22 protein-coding genes and 2 pseudogenes are annotated in these 24389 nt (G+C 67.3%); 14 read left to right on the forward strand and 10 right to left on the reverse strand.

Annotated elements, in window-relative coordinates; genetic code table 11:
• Positions 1–51: 51 nt before the first annotated feature.
• The 3 genes from moeB to OQF70_RS10600 form a co-directional block, all read right to left on the reverse strand.
• Entirely contained in the window at positions 52–864 is an 813-nt protein-coding gene (gene moeB, locus OQF70_RS10590; RefSeq protein ID WP_280537503.1) for a molybdopterin-synthase adenylyltransferase MoeB, read from the reverse strand.
• A 121-nt stretch (positions 865–985) separates the two neighbouring features.
• A complete protein-coding gene (locus OQF70_RS10595; RefSeq protein WP_092813271.1) occupies positions 986–1576 on the reverse strand; it encodes a 50S ribosomal protein L15e in 591 nt (196 codons plus the stop codon).
• A gap of 293 nt (positions 1577–1869) precedes the next feature.
• On the reverse strand, positions 1870–3231 hold the full coding sequence (locus OQF70_RS10600) for an aspartate aminotransferase family protein (protein ID WP_280537504.1): 1362 nt from the start codon (positions 3229–3231) through the stop codon (positions 1870–1872).
• A 359-nt stretch (positions 3232–3590) separates the two neighbouring features.
• On the opposite strand from OQF70_RS10600, the gene OQF70_RS10605 reads away from it, so the two are divergent.
• From OQF70_RS10605 to OQF70_RS10645, 9 genes are all read left to right on the forward strand, one after another.
• On the forward strand, positions 3591–4979 hold the full coding sequence (locus OQF70_RS10605; protein ID WP_280537506.1) for an ABC transporter substrate-binding protein: 1389 nt from the start codon (positions 3591–3593) through the stop codon (positions 4977–4979).
• Positions 4865–5503: a GNAT family N-acetyltransferase gene (locus OQF70_RS10610; protein ID WP_280537507.1), complete on the forward strand. Its 639-nt coding sequence runs from the start codon at positions 4865–4867 to the stop codon at positions 5501–5503. The genes OQF70_RS10605 and OQF70_RS10610 overlap by 115 nt, the downstream gene beginning before the upstream one ends.
• The gene (locus OQF70_RS10615; protein WP_280537508.1) at positions 5490–7001 is read left to right on the forward strand and encodes an amidase; all 1512 of its coding nucleotides are present in this window, start codon (positions 5490–5492) and stop codon (positions 6999–7001) included. The genes OQF70_RS10610 and OQF70_RS10615 overlap by 14 nt, the downstream gene beginning before the upstream one ends.
• A complete protein-coding gene (locus tag OQF70_RS10620) occupies positions 6998–7708 on the forward strand; it encodes an ABC transporter ATP-binding protein (protein ID WP_280537509.1) in 711 nt (236 codons plus the stop codon). The genes OQF70_RS10615 and OQF70_RS10620 overlap by 4 nt, the downstream gene beginning before the upstream one ends.
• Before the next feature lies 1 nt (position 7709).
• Positions 7710–8429, forward strand: coding sequence for an ABC transporter ATP-binding protein (locus OQF70_RS10625; protein ID WP_280537511.1), 720 nt, complete (start codon positions 7710–7712; stop codon positions 8427–8429).
• 66 nt (positions 8430–8495) lie between these two features.
• Positions 8496–9368 carry a branched-chain amino acid ABC transporter permease gene (locus tag OQF70_RS10630; protein ID WP_280537512.1) on the forward strand — a complete coding sequence of 291 codons (873 nt, stop codon included), beginning with the start codon at positions 8496–8498 and terminating at the stop codon, positions 9366–9368.
• Positions 9365–10363 (forward strand): branched-chain amino acid ABC transporter permease, encoded by a 999-nt coding sequence (locus tag OQF70_RS10635; protein ID WP_280537513.1) that lies wholly within the window; start codon positions 9365–9367, stop codon positions 10361–10363. Before OQF70_RS10630 ends, OQF70_RS10635 begins: the two co-directional genes overlap by 4 nt.
• A 133-nt stretch (positions 10364–10496) precedes the next feature.
• On the forward strand, positions 10497–11786 hold the full coding sequence (locus tag OQF70_RS10640) for an ArgE/DapE family deacylase (RefSeq protein ID WP_280537515.1): 1290 nt from the start codon (positions 10497–10499) through the stop codon (positions 11784–11786).
• Positions 11787–11795: 9 nt separating this feature from the next.
• Positions 11796–12992, forward strand: a complete 1197-nt coding sequence (locus OQF70_RS10645; protein WP_280537517.1) for a class II histone deacetylase — start codon at positions 11796–11798, stop codon at positions 12990–12992.
• Between the two features lie 31 nt (positions 12993–13023).
• On the opposite strand, the gene OQF70_RS10650 is transcribed toward OQF70_RS10645, so the two are convergent.
• The 5 genes from OQF70_RS10650 to trpC form a co-directional block, all read right to left on the reverse strand.
• Positions 13024–14211: a 3-dehydroquinate synthase II gene (locus OQF70_RS10650; protein WP_092813262.1), complete on the reverse strand. Its 1188-nt coding sequence runs from the start codon at positions 14209–14211 to the stop codon at positions 13024–13026.
• Positions 14212–14307: 96 nt separating this feature from the next.
• Positions 14308–15099: a 2-amino-3,7-dideoxy-D-threo-hept-6-ulosonate synthase gene (locus tag OQF70_RS10655; RefSeq protein ID WP_280537536.1), complete on the reverse strand. Its 792-nt coding sequence runs from the start codon at positions 15097–15099 to the stop codon at positions 14308–14310.
• A gap of 402 nt (positions 15100–15501) precedes the next feature.
• Positions 15502–16371: a tryptophan synthase subunit alpha gene (gene trpA, locus OQF70_RS10660; protein WP_280537519.1), complete on the reverse strand. Its 870-nt coding sequence runs from the start codon at positions 16369–16371 to the stop codon at positions 15502–15504.
• Entirely contained in the window at positions 16372–17763 is a 1392-nt protein-coding gene (gene trpB / locus OQF70_RS10665) for a tryptophan synthase subunit beta (RefSeq protein WP_280537520.1), read from the reverse strand.
• A 19-nt stretch (positions 17764–17782) separates the two neighbouring features.
• Positions 17783–18646 carry an indole-3-glycerol phosphate synthase gene (gene trpC / locus OQF70_RS10670; protein WP_280537522.1) on the reverse strand — a complete coding sequence of 288 codons (864 nt, stop codon included), beginning with the start codon at positions 18644–18646 and terminating at the stop codon, positions 17783–17785.
• 228 nt (positions 18647–18874) lie between these two features.
• On the opposite strand from trpC, the gene OQF70_RS10675 reads away from it, so the two are divergent.
• Together OQF70_RS10675 and OQF70_RS10680 are read left to right on the forward strand one after the other, a co-directional pair.
• Positions 18875–19342 (forward strand): MGMT family protein, encoded by a 468-nt coding sequence (locus OQF70_RS10675; RefSeq protein ID WP_280537537.1) that lies wholly within the window; start codon positions 18875–18877, stop codon positions 19340–19342.
• Between the two features lie 107 nt (positions 19343–19449).
• Positions 19450–20199 (forward strand): annotated as a pseudogene (locus OQF70_RS10680) (4-phosphopantoate--beta-alanine ligase); the annotation flags it as partial.
• Between the two features lie 577 nt (positions 20200–20776).
• Here OQF70_RS10680 and OQF70_RS10685 read toward each other — a convergent pair.
• Positions 20777–21808, reverse strand: a complete 1032-nt coding sequence (locus OQF70_RS10685; RefSeq protein WP_280537523.1) for a glutathione S-transferase family protein — start codon at positions 21806–21808, stop codon at positions 20777–20779.
• Between the two features lie 76 nt (positions 21809–21884).
• On the opposite strand from OQF70_RS10685, the pseudogene OQF70_RS10690 reads away from it, so the two are divergent.
• The 3 genes and pseudogenes from OQF70_RS10690 to OQF70_RS10700 all read left to right on the forward strand — a co-directional run.
• Positions 21885–22130: pseudogene (locus OQF70_RS10690) on the forward strand (luciferase); the annotation flags it as partial.
• A 117-nt stretch (positions 22131–22247) separates the two neighbouring features.
• Entirely contained in the window at positions 22248–22403 is a 156-nt protein-coding gene (locus tag OQF70_RS10695; RefSeq protein WP_177167390.1) for a hypothetical protein, read from the forward strand.
• Between the two features lies 1 nt (position 22404).
• A complete protein-coding gene (locus OQF70_RS10700; RefSeq protein ID WP_280537524.1) occupies positions 22405–22869 on the forward strand; it encodes an Hsp20/alpha crystallin family protein in 465 nt (154 codons plus the stop codon).
• 6 nt (positions 22870–22875) lie between these two features.
• Here OQF70_RS10700 and OQF70_RS10705 read toward each other — a convergent pair whose 3' ends face one another.
• The gene (locus OQF70_RS10705) at positions 22876–24351 is read right to left on the reverse strand and encodes a hemolysin family protein (protein ID WP_280537525.1); all 1476 of its coding nucleotides are present in this window, start codon (positions 24349–24351) and stop codon (positions 22876–22878) included.
• Positions 24352–24389: the final 38 nt, after the last annotated feature.

Below are 24389 nucleotides of genomic sequence, written 5' to 3' on the forward strand. Positions count from 1 at the left end.
CGCGGCGGGCCCCGTGGTCGACGGCGACCGCAACGTCACTCAGCCGAGACGTCACTCGGCCGCGATCGCACAGCCGTCCGAGTAGTCGATCCCCTCGATCGTCTCGATGGGGTCCTCGCCACACACCGGGCAGTCGGGATTGCGGGCGTACTCGACCGTCTCGAAGGTCATCCCCATCGCGTCGTAAAACAACATCCGTCCAGACAGCGGTTCACCCGACTCGAGCAGCAGCTTGACCGCTTCGGTGGCCTGGATACAGCCGAGCGTTCCGGGAAGGACACCGAGGACGCCCGTGGAGGCACAGTCGGGGACGGTCCCGGGCTCGGGCGCCTCCGGGAACAGACACCGGTAACACGGCCCCTCGGGCAGCAGCGTCGTCGCTTGCCCCTCGAACTTGTAGATCGCGCCGTGTGCCACCGGGATCGACTCGATCCGGGCGACGTCGTTGACGATGTACCGCGTCCGGAAGTTGTCCGAGCAGTCGACGATCACGTCGTGGTCGGCCAGGAGCTCGCGTGCGTTGGTCACGTCCAACCGGGTCTCGTGGGTCCGGACGTCGACGTCCGGGTTGAGTGCCTCGACGTACCGGCGGGCCGACTCGACCTTCGGCTCGCCCACGTCGGCGTCGGCGTGGATGACCTGCCGCTGGAGGTTGGACCGCTCGACGACGTCGTCGTCGACGATCCCGATCGTTCCCACTCCCGCCGCGGCGAGATACTGAATGACCGGCGCGCCGAGGCCACCGGCACCGAGCACGAGGACGTCGCCCTCGAGCAGCCGCTGTTGGCCCTCGGGGCCGACCTCGTCGAGAATGATGTGTCTGGAGTAGCGATCCAGCTGCGTCGCGTCCAGCGAAAGGCTCATACCCGACGTTGGCCGGTGACGGGCATAAGGATGCGGGGGTCGATCCGGGTCGATCCGAACCGCTTCGATGGATCGATCGGCGTCTGTGTGACGAGACGGCGTCTGTGTGACGAGACGGCGTCTACTTGCCGCGGCGTCGGTCGCCGCCGATCGACGGTCGCGTGTGCTCGGTACCCTTGCCGCGGGTCCGCTGGCCGCGGCCCTTGGTGCCGGCGGAGGTGAGTCCACGGAACGCGCGACCCTGATGCTGGTCCTCACAGATCCAGGAGAGGTCGTCGTCGTTCTCGATCGCGGGGTGGTTCGGGTCCACCAGGATCACTTCGTGCCACTTCTGGGAGCCGTCCTCACCGACCCAGTAGGAGTTGAGCACGCGCAGGTTGCGGAACTTCCGCGAAGCGCGCTCCTCGGCGATCCGCTGGATCGACTTGCGGCGCGAGAGCCGGTTGACACCCTGACGCTTCGACCGGCGGCCGGCCGTGAAGCGCTGCTTGCGCGAGCCGCCCTTGCGGACGCTCACGCGGGCGACGACGACGCCCTGTTTGGCCTTGTAGCCGAGTTCGCGGGCCTTGTCGAGGCGGGTGGGGCGTTCGATCCGCTCGATCGCGCCCTGTTCGCGCCATTCCTGCTTGCGCTGCCACTGGAGCTCGGCGAGTTTCCCCTCCTTGGGGGACTGCCAGGCGTCCTTGATGTGCGAGTAGAAGCTTCGTGCCATGGTTTGTCCACGGACGGTTGCGATTCAGCCCCGCGACGACGCCGCGGAGCCACATTTCGTCCCGTCCCCGACCGGTGCCGGCCGGGCGGCGGGTGCCCGCTGGACGTCCATCCCAGCGAGTTACCGTGAGTTCCCGACGGTCCCGCTTAAAAACGTCGGTCATCAGTCGTCGGTGAGAGACGCTCACACGACCACGAAACGGTGATCGAATGCAGCCGATCACGCGGTCACGTGACCGGTCAGTCCGGCCGTCGGTCGGTCCTGGTGGGAAGTCGTCCGGTAGTCGACGACGTTCAGGCAGTCTGTCGGTCGATTGCGTCGGCGATGATCGTCATCGCCGTGTCCGCGAGTTCCTCGGTCAACACCAGCGGCGGCACGAGCCGCAACACGTTGCCGTGGGGGCCGGCCTTCCAGACGAGGACGCCGTGTTCGAAGCAGTCGGTCTGGATGGCGTCGACCGTCTCGTCGTCCGGCTGGCCGTTCTCGTCGGTGAACTCGACGCCGATGAACAGACCCTTGCCGCGGATCTCGGCGATCGCGTCGTTCGAGTCGGCGATCTCCCGGAATCGGTCGCGGATCTCCTCGCCCAGCTGGCGGGCGTGTGCCAACAGGTCGTGGTCCTGAATGTACTCGATCGCGCGGACGCCGGCACGCATCGCCACCACGTGGCCGCGGTAGGTGCCCGCGTGGTCGCCCGACCCCCACGTGTCCAGGTCCTCGTGGTACATCAGTCCCGACAGCGGGAAGCCCACCCCGCCAAGCGCCTTCGCGGTCGTCATCGCGTCCGGCGTCACGTCGTACCACTCGCTGGCCCACCACTCGCCCGTCCGGCCGAATCCCGACTGGATCTCGTCGAACACCAACGGCACGTCGTTGTCGGTCGCCAGATCGCGCAATCCCTGGAGGAAGCCCTCCGGCGGCGCGACGATCCCGCCCTCGCCCTGGATCGGCTCGACGATGATCCCTGCCGGATTCGCCAGTCCACCGTACGGATCCTCGAGGATCGCTTTGACCTCCTCGAGGGAGTGCTCGACCGCCTCCTGGGGCGGCTTCTCCTGATGGAGCGGGTTCGGATACGGCGCGTGCACCACGTCCGCCAACAGCGGCGTGTAGTGATCCTTGAGCTTCTTGTTGCCCGTGATGCTCATCGCGCCCGAGGACGTGCCGTGATAGGCGCCGCGGAACGAGATCAGCCCGTCACCGCCCGAGTTGTACTTCGCCAGCTTGATCGCGGCTTCGATGGCGTCGGAGCCGGTCGGGCCGCCGAAGACGAAGCGGTTCTGGTCTTTGAGCCCGGGCGGCGCGATTTCGTTGAGCCGCTCGATGAGGTCAAGCCGAGCCTCAGTGGGGAAGTCGATCGTGTGAACGAGCTTGTCGGCCTGCTCGTGGACGGCCTCGAGCACGTAGGGGTTCGAGTGACCCACGTTCAACACGCCGATGCCGGCAAACAGATCGATGTAGGTGTTGCCGTCGGGATCCCGGACGGTCGCGCCCTTGCCTTCCTCGAAGGCGACCGGAATGTCCTCGGGATACGCCACCGCGCTCGAGTCGATCTGCCGTTGCGTCTCCAGTAGCTCGCGTGATCGTGGTCCGGGAACGTCCCCGACTGACGGTGCGTCCTCGAAGTGGAGTTCCTCGATCGGTGGGCCTGCCATGGTTGAACGTGTGTCCGGAGTCCTATAGTTCTTACTTCATCCGACCTCTACGGTATTGATCGAACAGCAGACGATATATTTCTAAATAACTAAACTAAATACAAGAGAATTCCAATGCGACGTGTGTGAGCGGGACGATACCCATCTTTCTCAGCCACCATACGTCGTTCGTCTCGTCGGCGTCGATATCGCTCGAACCACCGATCCGGGCTCATGTCCTCTGGTGTTATACATCGTTCAATGAGTACGTATCGAATGGAACGTTGTCCCATATTTATCGTGTTAATACAATATCCGGTAACGGTTTCCAGAACGTATAAGTGTGAGTGTCTCATCCACGCTATTAGCTGTCAACCATTATGGGATCAAACACGAATTCGGATTCAAGTGATCGACAGATCGATTCTTCGAGCGGAAATAGCACGGATGACGGGAGTCGCCGGGATTTCCTCCGAACCACCGGTGCCGGGATCGCGATCGCCTCCGTCGCCGGCTGTCTCGGAAACGGCGACGGCAATGGAAACGGTGGCGGCAACGGCGGCAACGGCGGCAACGGCGGTGGCAACGGCGACGGAAGCGGCGATGGACTCACGATCGGGTTCTACAACCCCCTCTCCGGACCGAACTCCAACATCGGCGAGCAGAAGCAGATCGGCGCAGAGATGTCCCGCGACATAATCAACGAGGCCGGTGGCGTTCACGGCCAGGACATCGAACTCGTGTTCGGTGACTCGGAGTCACAGCCCTCGGCGGGACGCAACGAAGTCAACCGCCTCATCCAGCAGGAGGGCGTCGACGTGATCGGCGGCGGGTTCCACAGCGACGTCGCGCTTGCGACCGTCGAGGTCACCGCCCAACACGACGTCCCGCAGATCATCGACGAGGCCGTCTCGAACGCCATCGTCGAAAAGATCAACGACCAGGAGCTATGGAACGTCTTCAAGACGACGCCGCCGTCGGAGGCGTACGCGGTCGGCTGGCGACAGCTGATCGACCAGTTCCAGAACGACGGCACGGGGTATTTCCCCTACGAGGACCAGACGATCGCCCTGATCGGCGAGGACACCTCCTACGGGCTGTCGATCATGGACCTGATGCGCGACGAACTCGACGAGATCGGCTGGGAGGTCGTCTCACAGGACGAGGTCGCGCTTGACGAGACCGACTTCACGTCGCTGCTCTCGCGGATCCAGTCCAACGACCCGGACATCGTCTGGGCGGTCCAGACGTCCTCCTCGGGTGCCGGCAACCTGACGCGACAGTTCGCCGAGTCGGGCTTCGAGGGGACGCACTTCTTCCACAACTACGGGCTGACGATCGGGGACGCGCTCGAGACCGCCGGCAGCGCCGGCGACGGGGCGATCACGCTGTTGAACGCGGGACGCGTCGACGCGCTGCTCGAGGAACAGGGTGCCCTGGAAGCGTGGAACGAACGCACCGACCTGGACATGACCGGCAGCGCCGCGCTGTCCTACCAGAACATCAAGGTCATCGCGGAGTACGTGTCGGCCTTCGAGAGCCTCGAGGCCTTCCGGTCGGCCAGCGTCGATGAGTGGGAATCGACGGTCCTCGAACACGACCCGATCCCGGGCGGCACCGGCTACATCAGTTACCAGGATAACCACCAGGCCGCATGGGGCGGCGTCGACACCCAGCCTGCCCCCGGCTACCAGGTCATCGACCAGGAACTCAACCTCGTGTGGCCCTCCGAGATCGCCACCGCCGAGATCGACACCTCGGTCTACTGATCACGGATGGCAGGACACGATATGGAAGCAGACCGCGGCTCGAGTGGATTCGGAGCCGGCACCCTCGCCGGGTCGGAAACGAGCTGGCTGAACGGGGAGCGATGCGGATAGCGCGCGTCACATCGGCGGAGGAACGTGACGCGGTCTTCCCCGTCCTGCAACAGCTTCGCGACCACCTCGACCGCGAGGCGTTCGAGGAGCTGTACGAACCGATGGCCGAGGAAGGCTACCGGCTCTTCGCGGGCTACGTCGGCGAAGATCCGGTAGCGGTCGCCGGCGTCACGATTTCGACGAACCTCTACCTCGGCCGGCACGCGTACGTCTACGACCTCGTCGTCGACGAGGACCACCGGTCCGAGGGCCACGGCGCCGAGATGCTCGAGCACGTTCACGACTGGGCCGCCGACAACGACTGTGCGGCCGTCGAGCTCGAGTCCGGCTTGTGGCGCGAGGATGCCCACCGGTTCTATCTCGACCTGGGGTACGAGAAATACTGCTACTCGTTCAAATATGACCTCGAGTGACGACCGGGCGGCCGCCTCGAGTGACGACCCGACGGACGTCTGTTACACCTCGGCGGCGACGCTCGCTGCGGAGATCCGCCGCGGGGAACGCTCGCCGGTCGCGGTCGTCGACGCGTTCCTCGAGCGCATCGGCCGGGTAAACCCCGAGATCAACGCCTACGTGACCGTCTGCGAGGAGTCTGCCCGGGAGGCCGCCGCCGAAGCCGAACGCGCCGTCGAGCGCGGCGAGGACCTCGGTCCGCTGCACGGCGTTCCGGTCGCGATCAAGGACCTGAACCACGTCGCGGGCGTGCGGACCACGTTCGGCTCGCCCGCCTTCGCCGACCACGTCCCCGAGGAGGACGACGTGGTCGTCTCCCGGCTTCGCGAGGCGGGGGCGATCATCCTCGGGAAGACGAACACGCCCGAGTTCGGCCGGAAGACGATGACGGACAACCCCGTCTTCGGCGCCTCGGGGAACCCGTGGGACCCGAGCCGGACGACCGGCGGATCCTCGGGCGGCAGCGCGGCGGCGGTCGCCGCCGGGCTGGCCCCCATAGCGCTCGGCTCGGACGCGGCCGGGTCGATCCGGATCCCCTCGAGCGCCTGCGGCGTGGTCGGGCTCCTCCCGGACTTCGGGCGCGTGCCCGCGGGCCCGGTTCGCTCGGACGCGTTTCAGGAGATCCTTCCGTACACGTTCTTCGGACCGATCGCCCGCACCGTCTCGGACGCGGCGCTGATGCTCGAGGCGATGGCAGGCCCCGACGCGAGCGATCCGTACGGACTCCCCGAACCGACAGGATCCTACCAGGAGGCGGCCCGGGAGGCCCTCGACCTCTCCGACCTGCGGATCGGCTACTCGCCGAACTTCGGCGACTTCGTCGTCTCGAACGCGGTCTCGAGCGCGGTCGAATCCGCCCTCGAGGAGCTTTCGGCGGCCGGCGCGACGGTCGAGGAGATCGAGATCCCCTTCGAGGGGAGTTGGGAGGAGCGTCACGACGCGATCGAGTGGATCCTCCAGTCCCGATACGTCGGACTGTACGAGAACCTCAGACGTGACGCCGACGTCGACCTGTTGGCGACCGACGAGCCGATAACGCCGGAGGTCCGCTCGCGGATCCGGGCCGGCCTCGAGCTCGACACGACGACGCTTTCGACGGCACGCCGCCGCCGGACGGCGGTATACGATGCGATCACGACGGCGCTTGCGGACGTCGACGTCCTCGCGACGCCGACGCTCGGGCGGACCGCGTTCGGGCTCGACGTCACGGAGCCGACCGTCGACGGCAAGTCAGTGCACCGAATGCACGGCTGGACGCTCACCTGGCCGCTGAACCTCAGCGGCCACCCGGCGGTCTCGATCCCGGTCGGGTTCGACGACGACGGGCTCCCGATCGGAATGCAGGTGGTCGGCGACCGGCTCGCGGACCGCGAGGTGGTCGCCGCCGGCGCGGCCATCGAGGACGCGACTCCCTGGACGGATGCGTATCCCCCGACGGCGATCGGAGGAAACAGATGACGACAGTACTCTCAGTCGACGACGTGACGAAACGGTTCGGCGGCATCGTCGCCGTCGACGGGCTCGACCTGGCGATCGAGGAGGGCGAGCTCGTCGGCCTGATCGGGCCCAACGGGGCCGGAAAAACGACCACGCTCAACCTCATCACCGGGTTCCTGGACCCGGACGAGGGGACGGTCTCCCTCAACGGGGAGGACGTTACGGGCGCCTCGCCCGACGCGGTCTCGAAGCGCGGGATCGGGCGAACGTTCCAGATATCGAAGCCGTTCGGCCGCCTCTCGGTCTACGAGAACCTGCTCGTGCCGAACGTCTCGTGTGGACCGACCGAACAGGAGGAACGTATCGAGCGATTGCTCGAGGAACTCCACCTCGAGGAAGTGCGGGAGAACCGTGCCGACGAACTCAGCGGCGGACAAAAGAAGCTGCTCGAGCTCGCCCGCGTCCTGATGCTCGATCCCGATCTCATCCTGCTGGACGAGCCCGCAGCCGGGGTCAATCCGGCGCTGATGGACGACATCATCGAGGACATCCGCCGCATCAACGATGGCGGCACCGCGATCCTCGTCATCGAACACGATATGTCAGTAATAAGCGAACTGTGTGAACGCGTCGTCGTGATGAACGCCGGCCGCGACATCGCCTCGGGAACGTTTGAGGAGATCCGCGACGATGAGAAGGTCCGTGAGGCCTACCTCGGGGGGACCTGAGATGAGCCTGATCGAACTCGACGGCGTCGACGCCGGGTACGGCGAGAACCAGGTCCTCCACGACCTCTCTGCGACGATCGCCGAGGACCGCGTGAACTGCGTCATCGGCCCGAACGGGTCCGGCAAGTCCACGATGATGAAGTCCATCCTCGGGATGGTCGACGTCTGGGACGGCACGATCACGATACGGGGCGAGGACGTGACGAACGACCATCCACGGGAGGTCCTCGAACGTGGCGTCGTGATGCTTCCGCAGGGCGGCAGCGTCTTCCCGGACATGACCGTCAAGGAGAACCTCCAGATGGGAGGCTACCTGATCGACGACGATGACCTGCTCGACCGACAGTACGAGGAGGTCTACGATATGTTCCCCGTTCTCAAGAAGAAGCGCTCCCAGCACGCCGGGGACCTCTCGGGCGGACAGCAGATGATGGTCGCGTTCGGGCGGGCGATGATGCCCGATCCCGACATCCTCCTGTTGGACGAACCGAGCGCAGGGCTGGCGCCCCACCTGGTCGACGACGTCTTCGAGCAGATAGCGGCCCTGAAGGAGCGCGGTCGGGACATGCTCATCATCGAACAGAACGTCCGACGGGTGCTCGAGATCGCCGAGTACGTCTACGTCCTCGATCAGGGACGGCTGGAGTACGAGGGCGATACCGAGTCCCTGCGGAACGAGGACGATATAATGGAGATGTACATCGGAGAACGACACGGATGACGGTGGAACCGACACCCACGAATCACGACACGCTCCGGCGGACGACGCCGGGTCGGAGGGCGGACGATGGTTAGCGTCTCGCTTCTCGCCCAACAGCTCGTCAACGGGCTGTTGTTCGGCGGTCAGCTCGCGCTGATCGCCGTCGGCCTCACGCTCATCTGGGGCGTCGCACGCGTGTTGAACTTTGGACACGGCGCGATGTTTATGGTCGGCGGCTACGTCGGCTTCTTCACGCTCGGCGCGACGGGGAGTCTGGTCGCAGCGGTGGTCGCCGCCGGGGGTGTGGTGTTCGCGCTCGGATACGTGACCGAGGTTGCGCTCATCCGGCCGCTCCGGGATCGGGAGGAGTTCGGGATCCCGTCGATGGTCGTCACGCTCGGGCTCGCGTTCTTCCTCGAAAACGCCTTCATCGTCTGGATCGGATCACAGCGTGAGTCGTTCCCCCAATTCACCGACGTGATCTGGACCGTCGCCGGGATCACGCTGAGCGCCCAGCGAGTGCTGATCTTCATCATTTCGGTCATCGCGTTGGGGCTCCTCTTCGTGATCATCTCACGAACGAAGCTCGGGCTCGCCATCCGCGCCGTCTCCCAGGACAACGACACGGCGCTGTTGATGGGCGTTCGTCCGAACCGCGTGTACGCGATCACCTTCGGAATCAGTGCCGCGCTTGCGGGGCTCGCCGGCGTCCTGTTGGCCCCGCTGTTCGCGGTCTATCCCTCCGTGGGATGGTATCCGTTCCTTCTGTCGTTCGTCGTCGTGATGGTCGGCGGACTCGGAAGCGTTCGCGGAACGCTGCTGGCGGCGATTGGGCTTGCGGTCGTTCGCAGCATCAGCATCATCTGGGTCTCCAGTGAGATGGCGATGATCATCCTCTTTGCGATCATGATAGTCGTACTCGTCGCGTATCCGGACGGCATCGGGGGGTATCTCGAATGACTGCGCTCGAGACGCTCCGGTCCGGGATCGCCCGGACCGGCGATCGGCTCGTCGAGGACGCCCGATCGCGAAACGGGGTCGTCTTCGCGGTGCTGGCGCTGCTGGCGCTGCTGGCGCCGCAACTGGTCGGCGGCTACACCCTCGACCTGCTGACGCAGCTCATCATCGCGATCCTCGTGGTCACGAGCTGGATCTTCATCGCCGGCTACTTCGGGATGTTCAGCTTCGCGCACGCCGCCCTCTACGGGATCGGCGCGTACGCGACGGCCCTGCTCGCCGGCCAGGCGGGCGTGCATCCGGTCCTGGCGGTGCTGCTCGGCGGCGTCGTCGCCGGGATCTTCGCGATCCCGATCGCCCTTCCGGTGTTGCGCCTCTCCGGCGCCTACGTCGGGATGGCGACGCTCGCGTTCGCCGAGATCGTCTACCGGCTGACGATCCATTTCCGCGATCTCACCGGCGGGCCGACCGGATACACGGGATTCCCGGCGCTGTTCGGCGGAAACCGCCTCGCACTGTATTATTTCGTGTTCGCGGTCGTGGTCGTCCTGCTGGTCGTCCAGTACGGGCTGTTGGTCAACCGGTTCGGCCTCGTCGCGCGGGCGATCCGCGAGGCCCCCGACGCGGCACGGATGCTGGGGAACAACGTCCCCCGGTACAAGCTCGTCGGGTTCGTCGTCGGGTCCGCCATCGCCGGCGTCGCCGGCGGGCTGCAGATATACACCATCCAGATCATCTCGCCGCCGATGATCGAGGTCAACCGGATGATCGAGTTCATGGCGATGGGCATCATCGGTGGCCTCCGGACGATCGGCGGCGGGATCTTCGGGGCCGTGATCGTCTTCGGCCTCAACGAGGGACTCCGTGACCTCGGGGAGATCCGGCTCGTGATCTGGGGTGCGATGCTGATCCTCGTGACGATCTACTTCCCGGACGGACTCGCCGCCAGCTCACTCGATCCACGCGACCGACTTCGGGAGTTGTTCGATCGAAAATAGACGAGGCCGATCGAACACGGAGGGCCGGAACCGATCGAACACGGAGGGCCGGAACCGATCGAACACGGATGACCGAACGCGATCACACGAAACCACGACCCACACACAACGGAGAACACGAAGGAGACACACGATGACGGACACAGACACACTCACGGAAACGATCGAATCGAAGAAAGACGAGCTCATCGACCTGGTCGGCGACCTCGTGGAGGCACCGACCGTCACCGGCGACGAGGCACCCGCTCAGGAGGTCATCATCGATCGGCTCGAGGCGATGGGGCTCGAGCCCGACGTCTTCGAGCCGTCGACCGACGACCTGGCGGACCACGAGGGGTACTTCGAGACGTCCTCCTACGAGGAGTACGGCTACGAGGGACGGCCGAACGTCGTCGCCTGCCGCGAAGGTGGCGACGGGCCGACGCTCACGGTGGGGGGTCACATCGACGTGGTCGACGTGACCGAGGCCGAGTGGAACCGCGAGCCGTGGTCGTTGACCCAGGAGGGGGAGACCCTCTATGGCCGTGGAGTTGCGGACATGAAGGGCGGGCTCGCGGCGACCCTGATCGCGATGGAGGCGCTCGATGAACTCGAGATCGAGCTCGGCGGTGACCTCGTCTTCCAGTCGACGATCGAGGAGGAAGATGGCGGCGTCGGCGGCGCGCTGGCAGCCCTCGATCGGGGATACGTCCCGGACGCAGCGGTGATCGCCGAACCGTTCGACGTCCCGAACGTCGGGATCGCGAGCGCGGGCGTGATGTACTTCCGCGTGGTCGTGCCGGGCAAGAGCGTCCACGCGGCGTGGGGCCACGAGGGCGTCAACGCCATCGGCAACGCCGCCACGGTCTACCGCGCCCTCGAAGAGCTCGACGCCGAGCGGAAGGCACGGATCGACTACGAGCCGGCCTACCGGGCGAACCCCTCCCTCAAGGGGAACGTCACGAACCTCAACGTCGGGACGATCGAGGCCGGCGACTGGCCCTCGACGCTCCCCTCGCGGGCGGTTCTCCAGGGGCGGATCGGCTGGCCGCCGGGCGAGACCCGCGCCGAGGTCCGGTCACAGATCGAGGATGCCGTCGCGGAGGCGGCCGCGAACGACGAGTGGCTCGCCGACCATCCACCCGAGGTCGAGTGGTTCGGCTGGCAGGCCGAACCCCACGAGGTCGATCCGACCGGCGAGATCGCGACGCTCGCGAAGCACGTTGGCGAGGACGTCACCGGCCGCTCCGGCTCGTTCGTCGGCGGCAACGCCGGCCTCGACGAGCGGTTCTACCCGCTGTATTACGATGTGGACGCCGTCTCGGTCGGTCCCGACGGGGCGAACCTCCACGGGGCGGACGAACACACCACGGTACCCTCGCTGCTCGAGACCGCGGCGACGATCGCCGCGATCGCCGTCGAATACTGTGGCACCACGGAGTGAGTCAACGAGATGACACCCGATCTCACCGTCTACTGGGACGACCGAATGCTCGATCACGAACCACCCGCTGGGGCCTTCAAGTATCCTGACACGCCGATCGTTGCGACCCCCGAGATCCACCCCGATCGTCGCGAGCGCGTCGAGAACATCCGCGCGATGATCGACCACGCCTTCGGCGACGTCACGGAAACGGTCTCGCCGTCCCCGGCGAGCCGGGACGCCCTCGAACGGGTCCACGACCCCGAGTACCTCGACTGGCTCGCGTCGTTCTGTGCCGACGGCGGCGGCCGGATCGAGGACACCACGACCGGGATGAACGAGCACAGCTACGACGCGGCGCGGGTCGCCGCCGGCGCCGCGATCGAGGCGGCCGAGGCCGCGCTCTCGAGCGGGACCAGCGACGACGAACCCGCAAGCGGAGACGGAACCGACGAGGGCGACGGTCACGCCCTCCCGTACGCGCTCTGTCGGCCGAGCGGCCACCACGCACAGCCCGACCGCGCCGACGGGTTCTGCTTCCTGAACAACGCGGCGCTTGCCGCCGAGGCGGCGCTCGCCGACGACGGCCCCGCCGACGTCGCGGCCGGCCGGGTCGCGATCGTCGACTGGGACGTCCACCATGGGAACGGCACCCAGGAGACGTTTTACGGCCGGGATGACGTCCTGTTCGTGAGCGCCCACAACGACCACGGCTCCTGGCATCCGGAGTATCATCCCCAGGAGGGATCGATCGACGAGGTCGGCACCGGAGACGGCGAGGGGTACACCGTCAACGTGCCGCTGCCGCCGGGAACCGGCAACCGGGGGTACGGGGCGGTTTTCGACCGGATCGTCGAACCGGTCGTCGCCGAGTTCGACCCGGACCTGGTGATCGTCAGCGCCGGCCAGGACGCCGGGCCGGCCGATATGAACGGCCGGAACATCGTGACCCGGGGTGGCTTCCGGGACCTCGGGGCCCGCGTCCGCCGGCTTGCCGACGACACGGCCGACGGTGCGCTCGCGCTGATCCAGGAGGGGGGCTACCAGCCCTCCCACCTCTCGTTCGCCACCCTCGGCGTCTTCGAGGGCGTCCTCGACGAGACGGTCGAACTGGAGCAGTACGGGACCGGGGACCCCTTCGAGTTCCTGGACGAACCCACGGGGCTGGTCGACGAGTGGATCGACGACGCGGTCGAGCATCACCAGGAGTACTGGCCGGTTTCCTGACCCACCGGTTCCGTCGCTCCGGCGACGTGTGTTACTTCTCGATGATGCTTTCCTCGACCGACTCGCCGAAGTGCCGGGCGACGTCCTCGTAATAGAGCGCGACCTCGTCGCCGGGCTCGAGGTCGGTCACCGCGATCCGGCCCTCGCTCGTGGCGACTTTGATCGTCTCGGCGTTCTGCAGCAGCGTCTCGACGCGATCGACGCCGTCGTCGGTCTCGACCTCGGCCTCCACGCGGAACATCGGCCGCTTCTCGATCTTGACGCGACCGACGATCGCCTCCCGGGTGTGCCCGTCCGTGTCGACGACCTGGACCTCGTCGCCCGACTTCAGCCCGGCGAGGTACTTCGTCCCGCCGTCCGGCGTCCGGACGTAGGCGTGGACGGCCCCCGCGTTGACCCGGAAGGGTCGGGAGGCGACGTAGGGACTCTCGGCGGTCTCAGCGTGGACGAAGAAGAGCCCGCGCGACATCGACCCGACGAGCATCCCCTCGTCGTGATCCAGCAGGCTGCCGGTATCGATGCAGACGCGGTCGGCCATCCCGGCCTGTTCGACCTCGGTGATGGTCGCGTACGAGAGATCGAGCTGTTCCCGGGCGGCAGCATCGCGGGCCTCGACGGCGCCGCGGATGGCGTCGGGTGAGTCGGCGTCGACGAGCACCCCGTCGGATCCGGACTCCAGCGTCTCGAAGGCGGTCTGGGCCTCCGCGGCCGACGTCACGCCCGCGACGAGATGGGTCTCCTCGCCGACGCGGGCGATCAGGTTCTCGAGCGGGATGATCGTCCAGTCCTCGCCGACCACGATCGTGTACTCGGCGTCGGCGGCGGCGTCCTCAGCGAACGCCTCGTACCGCTCGTCGAGGATGCGGGCGTACACTCCCTGCGCCCGGTCATCACGGCGGCGAAGGGTCGACAGGTCCGCGGATCCCGAGAGGTCATCAGGCATCGAGATCGTTCCGTCACCCTCGCCGTCCTTGCCGACGATGTAGGCGTCCGCGCTCGCAGCGTCCGCGTCGGCATCCGGTTCCGCCTCGTCGACGACGTCGGCGTCGGAGCGGAACGCCGCGACGTTGACGTCGCCGAGTTCCCTGACCCGCGGGACGTCGGCCTCGTCGACGAGCACCCAGTCGACCCCGGCCTCGATGCCGGCCGTGATCCGGCGTTTGCGCTGCTCCCAGTCGCCGACCTCGTCGTCGGCTTTGACCCAGACGGTTCGTGTCATTATCGATGGGACGCCCCCTCGGGGCTTGAAAACTGCGAAAGTACGGTCGGGGCGAGGGTCGCTTTGATACTGTCGGGTCCGTGATCGATCGATGACCTACGCGTCGACGAGGCCGGCGGCGCGGAGCGCGTCCGCCGCGTCACGGTCGTCGTGAACCACGGCGCTGACCGCCGCGGTGATGGCTTCGGGGTCCTCGTGCTGGAAGATCGACCGACCCATCGAGACGCCGGCGGCGCCGCCGTCCATCGCGCCGCGGACCATCTCGATGGTCTGACGATCGGTGCCGCGCGATCCGCCGGCGATGACCACCGGGAGCCGCGTCGACTCACAGACGTGTTCGAAGGAGTCGCCGTCGCCGGAGTAGCCCGTCTTGACGACGTCGGCTCCGAGCTCCTCGGCGAGCCGGACGGCGTGGCCGAGCGCCTCGGGATCGTCCCCCTCAACGCCGGGGCCGCGCGCGTACGCCATCGCGAGCACGGGCAGGCCGAGCCGCTCCGCGTCAGCGGTCAGTTCCGCCAGGTCCTCGATCTGTTTCGGCTCGTAGGTGGAGCCGACGTTGATGTGGAGGGAGACCGCGTCGGCGCCGGCTCGAACCGCCTCCTCGGCGGTGGCGGTCATCCGCTTGTCGTTCTCGTCGGGACCGATCGTCGTCGATCCGTTGGTGTGGACGATGTAGCCCGCGTCGTTTTTGTTCGCGTGGACGCGCGGGGCGATCCCCTTTTGCGTCAATACGGCGTCGGCCCCGCCGCTGGTGACGCCGTCGATCGTCGATTCGATGTCCTTCAGGCCGGCGACCGCACCCATCGTGAGCCCGTGATCCATCGGGACGATCAGGTAGCGGTCGTTCGTGGAGATGCGGTCGAGTCGTGCTGTGAGTCCTGCTGTCATTGTCGGTGGGTGGGGTGGATGATCGTCGGGAGCGTCGTGTTCGGTCGATCGTCGTTCCACGGCCGCGGTATCGCCCGGATCGCGCGTCAGCGGTACGTCGATCGTGGCGTCGGCACCGGCGTCGATCGTGGCATTGGCATCGATCGTGGCGTCGGCCCCCCGTCCGCCGTTGGGGCTCATCCGAACGGTCGTGGTCGAGTTCGTATGCGAGAGTGTGGCAATTACGCTTGACATCCTCCCCGCCCTAAAGGGCGAGGATTCCCGATCGCGTTGGGATGTTACGGTTCGCCGTTCACGATCTGTTCTCGTGGGGCGAAACAGCCCTCACTACGGTCGAACAGGTGAACCGCTAGCTGTGCCAACCAGCCGTTATCCTTATAAGTGGCTTTGGGTCGGGAGCGATCAGGACGGGTCGTCCGTCGATCGAGCGCGGGAACCCCGTTCGGCGCCCGCGACGAGCTCCCGCGAGAGCGCCTCAAGCCGGTCCGCCACCGCCGCCGTCGATCGGTCCGACTCGACGCCCTCGGCGACGATGTCGACGAGCGCCGACCCGACGATGATCCCGTCGGCGCCGCCCGCGACGATCCGCTCGGCGTGGTCGCCCGCGGAGATCCCGAATCCGACCGCCTTCGGAACGTCGTACTCCCGGAGCCGGTCGAGGCTGGCCGCCGTCTGGTCGGAGACGTCGTCCTGTGCGCCGGTGGTTCCGAGCCGGGCCTGGACGTAGACGTAACCCGACACCCGGTCCATGATCCGGTCAAGCCGGTCGCCCTCGGTGGTCGGTGCGACGATGAACACCAGATCGAGGCCGAACTCGTCGCAGGCCTCCCGGAGCGGGTCGGCCTCCTCGGCCGGGAGGTCGGGGACGACGAACCCTTCAAGTCCCGCCTCGGCGGCGCGCTCGACGAACGGGCGTGGCCCCTCCGTCTCACCCCACTGGTAGATGAGGTTGTAGTAGGTCATGCAGACGAGCGGCACGTCGACGTCGAGGTCCTCGACGAACTCGAAGAACCGGTCCGGCGTCATCCCGCCCTCGAGCGCGCGAACGACCGCGCCCTGGATCGTCGGCCCCTCGGCGATCGGTTCCGAGAAGGGAAGTCCGAGTTCGATGAGATCGGCGCCGCCGCGCTCGAGCGCCTCGACGTATTCGAGTGAGGACTCGTAGTCCGGATCCCCGACCGCGAGATACGGGATGTACGCCGGGCCGTCCGCGAACGCCTGCGCGATCGCCTCGCTGTTCCCCGACCGATCGGAGACGGCACGGTTCGACATCTAGATCCCCTCCGTGAACGCGGACATGTCCGGCGCACCGTCGATGTCGCGGGCGGCGGTCTCCTCGATCACGGACTCGAGGTCCTTGTCGCCGCGCCCGGAGACGGTGACGACCACCGTCTCGCCGAGCGCGTCCGCCTCCTGATCGGCCGTCCCGTTCGCGTCTCCGGCCTCGGCATCGGGACCCGCAACGGCCTCGAGGTACGCGATCGCGTGAGCGGACTCGAGCGCGGGGATGATCCCCTCGGTGCGTGAGAGGAGGTGGAACGCCTCGAGCGCCCGGTCGTCGTCGACGGCGGCCGGGGTGATGCGTCCCTCGTCGGCGAGATGTGCGAGCTCGGGGCCGACGCCGGCGTAATCGAGTCCGGCGGAGACCGAATGACTCTCGACGATCTGGCCGTGCGCGTCCTGAAGCAGCTTCGTGCGCGCGCCGTGGAGGACGCCCTCCTCGCCGGCGTACAGCGACGCCGAGTTGGGGGCGACGCCCTCCTCCTCGTCGATCGACAGGTCGGCGCCGCCGGCCTCGACGGCGTGCAGCGAGACCGTCTCGTCGTCGAGGAACGCGGCGAACGAGCCCATCGTGTTCGAGCCGCCGCCGGCGCACGCGACCACGTCGGTCGGAAGCTCGCCGATCGTCTCGAGCGCCTGCCGGCGCGCCTCCTCGGAGACGACCGACTGGAAGTCCCGGACCATCGCCGGGAAGGGGTGCGGCCCGACGACGCTGCCGATGACGTAGTGGGTGTCCTCGACGGATCCGGCCCAGTCGCGCATCGTCTCGGAGATGGCCTCCTTGAGCGTGCCGCGTCCGGCCGTCACCGGCGTCACGGTCGCGCCGTTGAGCGTCATCCGGAAGACGTTGGGACGCTGCCGGTTGATGTCGCGCTCGCCCATATACACCTCACAGGGCATATCGAGGTGGGCGGCCGCCATCGCGGTGGCGGTGCCGTGTTGGCCGGCGCCGGTCTCGGCGATGACCCGGTCTTTGCCCATATACTTCGCGAGCAGGACCTGTCCGAGTGCGTTGTTGAGCTTGTGCGCGCCGCCGTGAAGTAGGTCCTCCCGCTTCAGATAGACGTCACGGTCGTACCGCTCGGAGAGGCGTTCCGCGTGCTGGAGCGGCGTCGGGCGCCCGCCGAACTCCCGAAGCCGGCGCCGGAATTCGTCCATAAAGCCGTCCTCGTTCTCGAGGACGTACCGCTGATACGCGTCGGTCAGCTCCTCGATGGCGGGCATCAGCGCCTCGGGGACGTACTGGCCGCCATAGCGGCCGAACTTTCCGTCCGTCTCGCCGGGGACCGGGGTCGGATCGGCGGAGGTAGCCGGATCGGCTGGGTCCGCGGCGGTCGATCGCTGCGTCTCGTCGTCGTCGGTGGTCGATGTGGTCTCGCTCATGGAGTGGGTGTGGTCTCGCTCATCGTGAGGGCTGGCGTTCGATGGCGTCATCGGCGTCCGGGTCATCGGCATCCGTGCCGTCGGCGTCGTCGACGTTCGTGGCGTCTGCGGTCGTGAAGCGCCGCGTGTTCGAACGAACGTCCCCGTCCATTATGGCACTCCCGATCAGCAGCGCGTCGGCACCGGCCGCGCGCATCCGGCGGACGTCGGCCGCGGTCGTGACGCCGCTTTCCGCGATCAGGGTGACGTCCTCGGGGGCGTGGGGCGCGACGTCCTCGAACGTCGAGAGATCGACCTCGAGTTTCGCCAGATCGCGGTTGTTGATGCCGACGAATCGCGCGCCGGCCGAAAGCGCCCGCTCGAGCTCGGCACGGTCGTGAACCTCCACGAGGACCTGGAAGCCGCGGTCGCGGGCGGCCGCGAGCATCGGTCCGAGGTCGTCGCCGAGGAAGCGGGCGATCAGCAGGACGACGTCGCTTTCGACGGCGTCCAGTTGCGCCTCCCGAACGAGGAAGTCCTTCCGGAGAACGGGCACGTCGACCGCCTCGCGAACGCGCTCCAGGGTGTCGGTCGACCCGCCGAAGTGGGCGGGCTCGGTCAACACCGAGAGCGCGGCCGCCCCGCCCGCGACCATCTCGGTCGCGAGATCGACCGGGTCGTCCGCCCGGGTGCCGTCGGTGGTCGGGCTGGTCGGCTTGACCTCCGCGATCACCGGCGTTCGACCGTCACTCTCCACCGCCGCGAACGCCGACTCGAGGTCTCGGGGGTCGACGTCGACGTCGACGCGGTCGTCGCCGCCCGCCCGCGACTCGGCCCCCCGCGACTCGGCCGTCTCCAGGATCGACCGGACCGCCAGCGCGAGATCGTTCATCCTATCGTCCATTACTGATCACTAATGTACGTATCTGTTCATAAGGCTTGCGCACCCGCGTCACGGATGGACGGTTGGCGTTCGGTTCGATGAGGGAAGTCCCTTATAAACTGACGCCGTACGGGTAGCTATGAACGCGCTCGAACGGCCGGCGACGGTCGACCAAACCGACGACCCGCGTGCGGAGCCCGAACGGACCGATCGACGTCGATCGCGGGTGGACCGGAGGGATACACGATGGTGAGCCTCGGCGGGACGACGGGCGTCTACGCGCGCTCGTACCCGGCCCTTGATCGGGCCGTCGAAGTCGGATTCGCCAGCGGCCACGTCATCTCCGTCTCGTTCCCGGAGACCGTCCCCGAGGACGCCGAACGCGACCACGAGCTGCTCGACCGGATCGACGCGTACCTCGCCGGCGAGGAAGAATCGTTCACGGACGTGGAACTCGGCCTTACGCTCCCGACCGACCGCCGCGAGGTCCTGGAGGCGACGCGCAACCTACCGTACGGCGAGTCGGCGTCGCTCAGCCGTCTCACGCGGTTGGCCGGTCGGGACGACAACGATCCGGACGATTTGGGGTTCGTGCGGGAGGCGCTGAGCGAGAATCCGACGCCGTTGCTGATCCCCGACCACCGCGTCGAGGGCGGTCCGTACACGACGCCCGGATCGGTCCGTCGGACGTTCCGGGAGATCGAGGAGCTGCGCTGATTGGATCCGGAACGCCGAGGATCTTCGCAATGAGGGCGATCGGAAGCCGGCGCTGAACCATCACGATCGATGGAACCCTTTTAAACGACGGCCCCCGAAACCGGGGTATGACCGGTGCCGATATCCCCGAGGACCACCCGCGCTACGAGTCGCTGTTGACGCGACACCGGATCGAGGCGGGCGTCGACAAGGGGATCACCTCGAGACAGGGCCTGATCGCGCAGGGCCGCGGCGAGGCCTTCGATTACCTGCTCGGCGAGGAGACGCTTCCGTCGGCCGGCGACGCCGAGCGCGCCGCTGCCGCCCACCTGCTCGCCGCCGACCACCCCGTGCTCTCGGTCAACGGAAACGTGGCGGCACTCGTCCCCGAGGCGATCGTCGAGCTGGCGGCGGCGACCGAAGCCGACATCGAGGTCAACCTGTTCAACCGCACGACCGAGCGGATGGAACGGATCGCGGACCACCTCCGCGAGCACGGTGCCGAGGAGATCAAGGGACTGACCGCCGACGGACGGATCCCCGGCCTGTCCCACGAGCGTGCCAAGGTCGATGCCGACGGGATCGGCGACGCCGACGTCGTGCTCGTCCCCCTGGAGGACGGGGACCGCGCCGAGGCGCTCGGGGAAACCGGAAAGACGGAGATCGTGATCGACCTGAATCCCGGATCCCGGTCCGCACGGGCCGCAACCGTGCCGATCATCGACAACGTCCTCCGGGCGGTACCCAACATCACCCACCACGCTCGCAGGCTGGCCGACGCGCCGCCGGAGGAGTTGGCGTACGTCATCGACTCCTTCGACCGCGAGGAGGCGCTGGCGGCCGCCGAGGCGGCGATCCGTCAGGGGTCGTTCGCGGACGAGGACGAGGCAGATGGAGACGAGAGAGATAAGAGAGAACTGGAAGACGGCGAAACGGGAGATGCCGAGGTCGGGGACGCGGAGACGGGACCCGGCGAGGCGGACGGAGCGGAAACCGGCGTCGACGACCGGTAACAGTCGACGAGGAGTCAGATAGCGATCTACAGATCTGTCCTTCTCTCCCCCGATTCGTTCAATTCAGCCACCTTTTTCATCGTCCTCAGAAATCTCCGATTTCTGATGGGCTGCACGAGAGCTCTGCTCTCGTGAACGTCGGGTTCCCGTGCTCACTCCGTTCGCTTTCGGGAACCACTCCTCGAAAACCCTGGAGGGAAAAAGCCGACTCCGCCGTCTTCGACGGCTCCGTCGGTGAACCGCTCGCTCACGACGTTCGCTCGCGGATGCTCAAGAAGCAATCGTCCTGAACGGACGATCCGTTCTCGACGATCCTGAAACCGATCACGTTGCGGACCGTTCTACGACACACCGGTCGACGGTAACGAGAGGCGGCCGACACCGACCGGAGTCGAGTACCCGGATCGTGATCCGAGCAAGCGACCGACCGGGAGGCCGCCGGCTACTCGGCCTCGACCGGCTCGACCGGGTCCGGATCGTCGGCGAGTCGCTCCCGATCGTGGGGCGCCTCGAAGTCGAGATCCGGGCCGCGGGCGATGATCCGCGTCGGGGTGACGTCGGGATGGGTCGTGTAGTAGTGCTCCGTGATGTGGTCGAGATCGACGGTCTCGGCGACGCCGGGGAGCTGGTAGAGGTCGCGGAGGTACGGCCAGAGGTTCTCGTACTCGTGGATCGCCCGGACGTTACACATGAAGTGGGTGTGGTAGACGTGGTCGAATCGGATCAGCGTGGTGAACAGACACAGGTCGGCCTCGGTGAGCTCGTCGCCGGCGAGGAACCGCCGGTCGGCCAGCACCTCGTTCCAGTGGTCGAGCGCGTCGAAGAGTTCGTCGATGGCCGCGTCGTAGGCCGACTGGGAGGTCGCGAAGCCGGCGCGGTAGACGCCGTTGTTGATCGGCTCGTAGATCGCCGTGATGATCTCGTCGACGCGCTCGATGGCCTCGTCGTCCTCGGGGAGCAGGCGACGGCCGTTCCCGAGGTCCGCGAAGGCCGTGTCCAGCATCCGGAGGACCTCCCGTGACTCGTTGTTGACGATCGTGTCGGTGTCGGTGTCCCAGAGGACCGGCACGGTCACCCGACAGGTTACGTCGGGGTCCGCGCGGACGTACAGCTCCCGGAGGTAATCGCTGTCGTGGACGCGGTCGGGCGTACAGCCCGCCTTCTCCGGCGAGAACTGCCAGCCGTCCTCGCCGCGCCAGGGATCGACGACCGAGACGTCGATGACGTCCTCAAGCCCCAGGATCGATCGCGCGAGCAGGGCCCGGTGGGCCCACGGACACGCGTAGGAGACGTAGAGGTGGTACCGCCCCGGCTCCGGCTCGAAGCGCTCGTCGGGCTCGGCGTCGACGTGGTCGGGGATCTCCGACCCGACGACCCAGTTCCGGAACGTGGTCGTCTGACGATCGAAGGCACCCGATTCGTCGGTCGTCTCGAAGGTGTCCGTCCGCCACTCGCCGTTCACGAGCTGGTTCATACGTGCTCGTAGGGGCGCGATTCGGATAACGGTTCGTGGAGGTGACGGCCGTGTTACCGGGACGGAGGCCGATAACGCCGGATTCGACGGCGAGATCGTCGTCTACGCGCCGACCGACCTGTCGGACGACGAGGACGCGATCCTCGAGGCGGTCGGCGAGTACGTCGCTCGCCGGCGTCCCGTCGCCCGCGCGCTGCCCGACGACGCGACGATCGGGGCCGACGCGACGGGCCGGGAGCACGTGCAGGAGCTGAAGGACGCCGGTATCTTCCGAGTCATCGGCTATCCCGCACGCGGGCTGGACGACTTCCTGGCGGAGTGAGCGTCCTCACGGCCGTGCGGAGTGACCGGCGGAAGGGCGTTGGTTCGGTTCAGAAGGACCCCGCGAAACGGCGTCGGCTCCACCGTCCTTAAGCCGACGGCAGCCCAACCGAGGAGTATGCCCGCGACCAAGGAGATCACCTGCGACGACCCCGACTGCGAGCTCGACATGTTCGAGAACCACTACACCTACGACGTCCCCGAGGACCACACCGTCGACGACCTCCGGTGTCCCTACTGCGGCGGCCGGGACCTCTCGCTCATCGAGGTGTGAGATGACGGGGGTGTTCGACGTCGGCCGGACCGCCATCCGGAGCGCGCTCGAACGCGTCGGCCGGGGCTGGGGATCGATCCAGGAGCGACGGCCCCTGGATCACGACCTGCTGGAGGGTCCGGACGCCTACCGCATCGTCTTCGACGCGCCCGGGGTTCACCGCACGGACGTCGACGTCCGATTCGTCGATCGCACCGTCGAAGTGTACATGGAGCGCGATCGCGGAAAACGGGATCGGGACGGGTTCGAGTGGGTCTTCCCCGGTCGCGGCCGGTCGCTTTCCGGGTCGGCCACGCTGCCAACCGACGCCGAGGTGACCCCGACCGGCGCGGAGGCGACCCTTACCCGATCGGGGACGCTCGAGGTCACGATTCCGAAGGACGCGGCGGCGGGATCGGTCCACGTAACCGAGGAGGATGCAGAGAACGGAACGGCATCGGACTCCGCGTCCGACGACGCCGAGTAGGACGCGTCAGGTCTCGGATTCGGAACCGGACGTGTCACCGTTCGACGCCGTCTCCGTGTTTTCGGACGCTCCCGCTTCCGTGTTCTCGCTCGGCTCCGTCTCCGGGTTCTCGTCCGACTCCGGCTCCGAGTTCTCACCCGGTTCCGACCCCGATCCGTCGCTTTCGGACCGAACGACGAGCGTCGAGACGCGCATCCCCTCGACGTCGGTCACCTCGAAGGCGTAGCCGTCGAGCGTGACGCGGTCGCCGACCGTCGGTTGCCGGTCGAGCCGCGACAACACGATCCCGCCGATGGTCTCGACCGCGTCGTGGTCGAGGGCGGTCCCGAGTTCCGCGTTGACCGCGGTGATCGTGACCCCGCCGTCGACCGTGAGCGAGCCGTCCTCGCGGCGCTCGATCCCGGGTTCGGACTCGCCGCCGGCGACGTCGAACTCGTCGCGGATGTCGCCGACGACGACCTCCACGATGTCCTCGATGGTGACGATCCCCGCGAGGACGCCCCACTCGTCGATCACGGCGGCCATCTGGGCGTTTCGGCCCTGCAGGTCCGACAGGAGCGTGGCGACGTCGGTGGTCTCCGGAACGGCGTGGATCTCACGGGAGATGTCGCCGGCGGTCGGCTCCGCGTCGGACGCACCGGTGGTCTCGGTGGCACGGAGAACGTCCTTGGCGTCCACGAGGCCGACGACCTGGTCGGGATCGTCGGCGTCCACGACCGGATATCGGGTGTGGCCAGCGTCCACGACCACCGATCGGAGGGCCGGGATCGTGAGATCGTCCGTCACGGTTCGGACGTCGGGGCGGGGTACCATCACCTCTCGAACGGTGACGTCGTCGAGATCGAAGACGCGGTCGATCATCTCGACCTCCTCGGCGCCGACGTGGCCCTCCTCGCCGGCGTGGGACAGCGCCATCCGAAGCTCCCGCTCGGTGAGCGTCTCGTCGGTCTCGGAGGCCGGCGGCACGCCGAGCAGCCGCGTGAAGGCGTTCGCCGTCCCGTTGAACACGATGATGCCCGGGAGGAACGCGTAGTAGAAGAACTGCATCGGCGCCGCCACCAGTAGCGCGATCCGCTCGGCCTGCGCGATCGCGATCGTCTTCGGCGCCAGCTCGCCGAAGACCACGTGGAGGAACGTGATCACGCTGAAGCCGATCGCGAACGCGACCAGGTGGACCAGCTCGGCCGGCAGAAACCCGCCGAGAACCGGCTCGATGAGCGCCGCCATCGCGGGCTCGCCGATCCACCCCAGTCCGAGCGAGGCGATCGTGATCCCGAGTTGGGTGACCGCGAGGTAGTCGTCGAGGCTGTCCATCGCGTCTTGCAGCAGCGTCGCGCCGGTCTTTCCCTGTTCGACCATCGATTCGACCGAGGTCGCGCGGACGCGAACGTACGCGAACTCCGCGGCGACGAAGAAGCCGTTCAGGGCGACGAGCACCAGCGCGAGGAGGATCCGCCCGACCGAGAGCGCGACGTCTACCATCGCGCCCCCACCGGTCCGAGTTCGTCGAGACGGGGCGT

Origin of the sequence: Halopenitus sp. POP-27 (assembly GCF_029889855.1) — an archaeon.
Taxonomy (GTDB): Archaea; Halobacteriota; Halobacteria; order Halobacteriales; family Haloferacaceae; genus Halopenitus; species Halopenitus malekzadehii.